The sequence below is a fragment of the Shewanella sp. BJSY2023SW005 genome, from assembly GCF_047314585.1.
Classification (GTDB): Bacteria; Pseudomonadota; Gammaproteobacteria; order Enterobacterales; family Shewanellaceae; genus Shewanella; species Shewanella algae.
This window is the reverse complement of the sequence record NZ_JBKORJ010000050.1, coordinates 1-6,745: the sequence shown is the minus strand read 5'-3', so window position 1 is coordinate 6,745 and position 6,745 is coordinate 1. Positions and strand designations below refer to the sequence as shown.

The following is a 6,745-nucleotide window of genomic DNA, read 5'->3' as shown; positions in this document are numbered from 1 at the left end:
TGCCTGGCAATCGCAGTTTTTGTATGAAGCACGCAGATTACTCATCTCAGAGAGTCTCATTTCCAAAAATCCGTCGTTATTTATCAGAGACTGACACCCTGCAACGTGCTCCTCGCGGCTCAGAAAGTGTTTAGGGTGTCCTGCATGTTTGTTGGAAAGTGTTTAGGATGTCCTGTATATTGCTGGGCCCAAAGGGGAAGTGCTTTATAAATGCAGTGATAGAAGGGGAGAATCAAGACTTACTTGAGTATATCTTGGCCTCGGTATTGTATCCTTTCCTTTTCAAAGGCTCCATTCAAGCCTAAATAACTGTTCCAAACAGTAGAATACTGCACCGATATCGTCTCCAAATGGTAACTTGACGCAGTTAGAACACCAAGCCTGATGAGCTGGGCTTCAGGAGCGCATATCCGGAAACTCTTGCGCCACAAGGGTTCAGCAATATGTAGCACAAATAGGATCAGTTATTTAGACAAGGAGCCAATAATCTACCAAGAATTATGGGGGTCTTCATTTTGCGTCCTTTTCATTTTACGCCCAAATTATACTCAGAATCGATTGATGGAGAAAATAGTGATAAAACAAAAACATGTGGGCTCGTTGACAGTCATACTTGGATTATGGTTACTGGTAGTAGGGCAAGTATTGGCGTTGTCTCCCGAAGAGAAAGCGACAGCAATTATCCAAGCTTCGCCTGCAGCACAAAATATTCAAAGAGGTTTTAAGTCTGAATATGGCTCGCTATATTTTTTTGTTGAAGGACTCACAGGGAAAATCGGCCCGCTACCTTCGGAGCAGCATGAAAGACGTAATGACGCCTTTATTCCTGCAATAATAGGAAGTAATGAATTTTTTGGTGGAACTGGCTCGCTGTCCCGTATTGCTGTGCTTCTTGATCAACAAGGAAAAGCTATAAATGTTGTCGTTGAGGGTAACACCAAATTAACAACTGAATTTATAAAGGCTGTTGCCAACACTCGGTATATGCTTCTGTGGGGAGTGCAGTTTTTAGACGGTACGCTTGATTTAAGTCAGTTTGGTAATCTAGAGAGACTTGCAATTATAGCTGTAGACACGACAAAACATATAGTTCTACCAGAAGCTGGAAATTTAGCTAAGTTAAGGATTGATCAAGCTAATCTGGAGAGTGTTTTGAATGTTGAAAAGCAAACTCGTCTTAATGTGTTAATTAGCTCCGTAGTAAATTTTGATGGATTCGATATTGTTGACGGAAGTCAGTCTCTAAAGTACTTGTCAATAGATTTGTCAGGATCTGAACTTGATATCGGTTCCTTAATGAATTTGGAGAGCGCTAGGTTAACTATGCCAGAATACAAAAATATCCCCACTATTAATAAGTTGGAACATTTGCGTGAGCTAAGTATACGTAGAATGAATGATCCGAAAGTTAAAGACGTGATTCTGCCTAAAAACTTAGAAGAAATTTGGATGTTTGACATAAAAAAAGGTAGTTTACCTAAAATCAGTCACCTCCCTAAGTTAAAAAGTGTTTCTTTTCGTTCTGTTGAAGATAACATATTGGAAAATATGGATAACTTACCAAACCTGAAAGAATTATTTGGCGCAGGTGTTGAGCTACCTACATTAGATGGTATTGAAAAACTACCCAGCCTTGTCACTGTGAACTTAAATAATAATGAGACTATTGATATTTCGTCAGTAGCATCACTGTCTAAATTAGAAGGCTTATTTGTTAGTGAAAACGTTCTGGATAATGTCAATGTGATTGCTGAGATGCCCTGGCTAAAAGACATCGATGTTTCATATAATCGCTTACGGGCTCTACCTAAATTGAAGTTAGAAAGCAAGCTTAAGAGCATCGATTTTTCTGACAATCCTATTGAAGCCATTTCTCCAGAGGTATTAGCGTCTTACTCTTCTGTGCGAAAAAGTGCTTACAATACTCCTTTTTATCAGAGCCTAACCCACGAGCAAAGACGAGCATTCTAAGTTTAGGAGTTAGTGATGAAACGCAATCACCCAATAATGAGGACGTGTGTGATTATATGTGTGGTATGTAATCTACCACCGTTGCTTTATCGGATGTATATCGAGTTATCGGATGGGGTCAATAGCTTGCTTGATTATGTGTTTATTATTGGTTTGGCCACAATGTTACACATTATTATCGTTGGCCTTTTGAGGAAAGGTAATTAACAAAAATAAGTAGTAAAAAACTGCCTTCTGACGGTTTTTTATTACTTGCTCAGTGGTGGTTAGCTGGTACCAGTGTATCTATATTGCTTGACTTGACATGGTAAGTGCTTTATCTCATTTCATTTATTGGAGAATGAATGAGTAAACATTGAGGTCATATCTGTTGCTCAATTGTTGAATACTGACTTATTTGCGCCAGCAGAACCCAGCGAGCAAGAATTTCACCTGTGTAGAATATGGAATCACCCGAGATTTCGTATCCTCAATTATACTCAGAATCGATTGATGGAGAAAAATAGTGATAAAACAAAAACATGTGGTCTCGTTGACAGTCATACTTGGATTATGGTTACTGGTGGTAGGGCAAGTATTGGCGTTGTCTCCTGAAGAGAAAGCGGCAGCGATTATCCAAGCTTCGCCTGTAGCACAAAATATTCAGAGAAGTTTTAAGTCTGAATATGGCGCGCTATATTTTTTTGTTGAAGGACTTACAGGAGAATTCGGCCCGCTACCTTCGGAGCAGCATGAAAGACATAATGACGCTTTTACTCCTGCAATAATAGGAAGTAATGAATTTTTTGGCGGGACTGGCTCGCTGTCCCGTATCGCTGTGCTTCTTGATCAACAAGGAAAAGCTATAAATGTTGTCGTTGAGAGTAACACCAAATTACCAATTGAATTTATAAAGGCTGTTGCCAACACTCGGTATATGCTTCTGTGGGGAGTGCAATTTTTAGACGGTACACTTGATTTAAGTCAGTTTGGTAATCTAGAGAGACTTGCAATCATAGCTGTTGGCACGACAAAACATATAGTTCTACCAGAAGCTGGAAATTTAGCTAAGTTAAGGATTGAACAAGCTAATCTGGAGAGTATTTTGAATATTGAAAAGCAAACTCATCTTAACGTGTTAATTAGCTCCGTAGTAAATTTTAATGGATTCGATATTGTTGATGGAAGTCAGTCGCTAAAGTACTTGTCAATAGATTTATCAGGATCTGACCTTGATATCGGTTCCTTAATGAATTTGGAGCGAGCTGTGTTAACTATGCCGGAATATAAGAATATCTCCACTATTAATAAGTTGGAACATTTGCGTGAACTAAGTATACATGGAATGGATAGTCCGAAAGTTAAAGACGTGATTTTCCCTAAAAACTTAGAAAAGATTTGGATGTTTAACATAAAAAAAGGTAGTTTGCCTAAAATTAGTAATCTGCCTAAGTTAAAACGTATTGCTTTTCGTTCTATCGAAGATAATGTTCTGGAAAATGTGACTGATTTACCAAACTTAAAAGAGATATTTGGTGCAACTAGTAATCTACCTACATTAGATGGTATTGATAAATTACCCAGTCTTGTAAAAGTAGATTTTAGAAATAATGGGACTGTTGATATTTCGGCGGTGGCATCACTGTCTAATTTGGAAGGCTTATTTGTTAGTGAAAACGACTTGGATAATATCAGTGTGATTGCTGAGATGCCCTGGCTAAAAGCAGTCGATGTTTCATTCAATCGTTTAATGTCTTTGCCAAAATTGAAGCCTGGGAATAACCTTAGGAGAATTGATTTTTCTTATAACCCTATTGAAGCTATTTCTCCAGAAGTATTAGCGTCTTATTCTTCTGTGCGAAAAAGAGCTTACAATACTCCTTTTTATCAGAGCCTAACCCACGAGCAAAGACGAGCATTCTAAGTTTAGGAGTTAGTGATGAAACGCAATCACCCAATAATGAGGGCGTGTGTGATTATATGTGTGGTATGTAATCTACAGCCACTGCTTTAGTAGGGCACAGGAACAATATAGCCAGGAACAATGGAAACACCCGATATAAGCCGGGTGAAGGCGCTAGTTGCCAGTGTTACTGAAGGATAGAGGTTTCCACTGGATGAAGATCCTCTTTCAATCCCGTTAGGGCTTCTCTGCTATTGAAGTGGGTACAAAGTCGAATTCCCAAGCACAATGAAGATCGAATAGGGTTTGATGGGAGAGCATGGAGCCTCGGGGATTCAGCTAAATAGCTTCTGGCAATGGGGCAGCCCCTTGCCTTCGTCGTTGTTGGAGGTGGTTGTAACTCTGGTTTTATAGAGCATTGTCACAGCTGCAAGGGGACCAAGAAGCCCTGATATAGGTGAAGTCGCAACCCATTGTTGGTGGGAATATTAGACGGTTCAAAAGGATAAGTCGTCCTGCTGGCTGCCGTGTGGCCGCGTTTGTCATGGTGGATAATGTTTCCGCTATTATCGACCAGTTGCAAATAGTCCTTAATACCTAAGAAACCATTGAAACCTAGACAAGGAGTCAACAATCTGTCGAGAATTATGAGGCTGGATTTTGGTGATTGTCTTGGTTTTGTTTTTGGGTTTTGTTACTGTCCCGGGCTCATTGTTGAGCCACTAGAATCCGTGGACTACTGAAATTGCATTCGCCAGATATTTAAGGGAATAGAAATGAGCGTTTCGATGTATCGCAATATGATTTGGTTGGTCGTAGAAAGCCGCGACCTGGATGGAATAGTTGAACACCTGAAGGGGGAAGCGGATATCAAGTCCATCAGTGATTTGGGGGCTGCTGACGATCTGAAGTTTATCTGGAAAACTTCACACCTGGCTGTCGCGGATCTCGATGGGCTTATCTACCTTGGCGGTTGGGGCTTGCCGTTCCGGCAGTATGGCCTCAGGGACAGTATGGAGATGCTGGATGAATGCCTACGCAACCTTTCAGAATTCGCCGCTAGGTTAAGCCAGAAATTTGGGAAAACCTATGGCTTTGGCGACCATCAGGGCGGTATATACAATTTTTGGTTTATGGCGGAAGACGGTCAGGTAACAAGAAAATACGCCGTGTATCATGATGGGCAGCATGAATATGACCAAAGCCACATCTCGGCGGGTGAACCCACAGAGGCTGAGGTTCAAGCGGCCAAGCGTTGCCATATTAACGGTTTGTCTACAGGGGGAGGTTATCCGGATGAGGTGAGCGTTCGGGAAATTGCTACCAACTGGGTTCTTGATCCCCAGCAGTTTTCGCAACGCCTGATCAGAGCCAAGCTGATTGAGTGGAGCCTGAGAAAACCCGGGACATAAGAACTGGAAATACAGCTGAAAGGGGGCAGAGCGATTTACTTTTGCCGGTAAAGTGTCCAGAACTACTATAATTTGGTTGTCAACGCTATTGGAACATGAATGCCGGCAATGAGAGATTATTTTTTATTTCGTTCATAGTAATGATTTTAAAGAAAAACTGAAAAGACTACTTGTGTAAATTCGAAATAATTCCAAAGAGAAGGCAGATGAACCCATACAACGAGCAGTATTATATTCTTTCCCTGAACCACGATGAGGAAACCCTATACCTTAGCCCCAGGGCGGGATTCCACTTTGCTTATATCTTAACCAAATAACAACTCTGAGCGAAATGTAGGACTCCAACCAGCACGGCGGCGCTTACCTGCCAGACTGTCTTTTTTGCCTTGGTGCTGCCTTATCGCACTCAGAGCCGCTCGGTTAAATAGGGCGAGATGCTTTGCGCCATCAGGATCCGTTACCTTCAGCGCATCTTCGCGGAAGACCACATCCAGCACCCAATGGAGCTGATTTTCTACCCCCCAATGCTCTCGAATAGTCCTCGCGGCCTCTTCGGCATTGAGCGGTAAGGAACTGACATACCAGCGTGAAGAACATGATGTTATTCCATCGACTGTCCGTTCACTGGCAACTTCGATAAATGAGGTGATGTGCGGCCACTTTTTCTTAAGTTCCGCTGATAATTCTGCTTCTATCTGCATGACTGTTCGGCGCTCCCTGCGGCCATGACCCATGTTGAACTGCTCAAATATAGCCAGTTCTGGCTGCTCATACGCTTTACTGAAGCTGGTTTTGACTGCTTCAAATAATCCCGGCTGGTTCGACTTGAGCTGAATAATGAAATCACCGTTCCCCTGTTTAATTTTGTTCATGGTAGACACCTGACAATGCAGTGCATCCAGCGTCAGAACGGCATTATCCAGTGCCATAGCATCAATCATGTTGCGGGCGACTTCAGCTTCTTTCCCTTTAGAATGTGAACTGTCTTGGTAAAGTGTAATGCCGTTGCCGACATCAAATGCGCTGACAACATGGAGTGCATTCTTAGCATCCTCACTCCACGCCCCGCGCAGGGTTTTTCCATCCAGCGCGATAACGGTTTTCCCTTCCGTTTGCCGTTGCTCATTGATCCAGCCAAATATGGCTTGAAGGAGCAGTTCGCTGTCCAATGCTTTGATTATATTACTGATACAATGCCTTTTAGGGATGCCATTTTCAAATTTTCGGTACAGACGGAGCCAATCTAGCTGTTCTTCTCCGAATTCCTGAATGGACTTCCACCCAGTCGCACCGCTGAGGATAGCACTGAGTGTCAGGAACACCACATCCACTAAATTATGCTTTAGATTGATGTCCTTACGGGGATCGGTAATCTGTTCTAGTTGTTTCAAAAGGGTCATGGTCATCTGTGGATTAAGGGCAAGGCAGATCAGATCATGACCAACCGTAAAAGTTCAATTTAAAGTGGGATCCCGCCCTG

At 42.1% G+C, this 6,745-nt stretch carries 4 protein-coding genes; 3 read left to right on the top strand and 1 reads right to left on the bottom strand.

Annotated features, from left to right (window positions below):
• Positions 1–573: 573 nt before the first annotated feature.
• The 3 genes from ACMHXI_RS15100 (at position 574) to ACMHXI_RS15090 (ending at position 5,265) form a co-directional block, all read left to right on the top strand.
• Positions 574–1,971 carry a leucine-rich repeat domain-containing protein gene (locus ACMHXI_RS15100; RefSeq protein WP_413735369.1) on the top strand — a complete coding sequence of 466 codons (1,398 nt, stop codon included), beginning with the start codon at positions 574–576 and terminating at the stop codon, positions 1,969–1,971.
• Between the two features lie 505 nt (positions 1,972–2,476).
• On the top strand, positions 2,477–3,874 hold the full coding sequence (locus tag ACMHXI_RS15095; protein WP_413735367.1) for a leucine-rich repeat domain-containing protein: 1,398 nt from the start codon (positions 2,477–2,479) through the stop codon (positions 3,872–3,874).
• Between the two features lie 755 nt (positions 3,875–4,629).
• Positions 4,630–5,265, top strand: coding sequence for a hypothetical protein (locus ACMHXI_RS15090; RefSeq protein WP_413735365.1), 636 nt, complete (start codon positions 4,630–4,632; stop codon positions 5,263–5,265).
• 305 nt (positions 5,266–5,570) lie between these two features.
• On the opposite strand, the gene ACMHXI_RS15085 is transcribed toward ACMHXI_RS15090, so the two are convergent.
• Complete coding sequence (locus ACMHXI_RS15085) at positions 5,571–6,665, bottom strand: ISAs1 family transposase (protein ID WP_109248997.1); 1,095 nt, start codon at positions 6,663–6,665, stop codon at positions 5,571–5,573.
• Between the last annotated feature and the right edge of the window lie 80 nt (positions 6,666–6,745).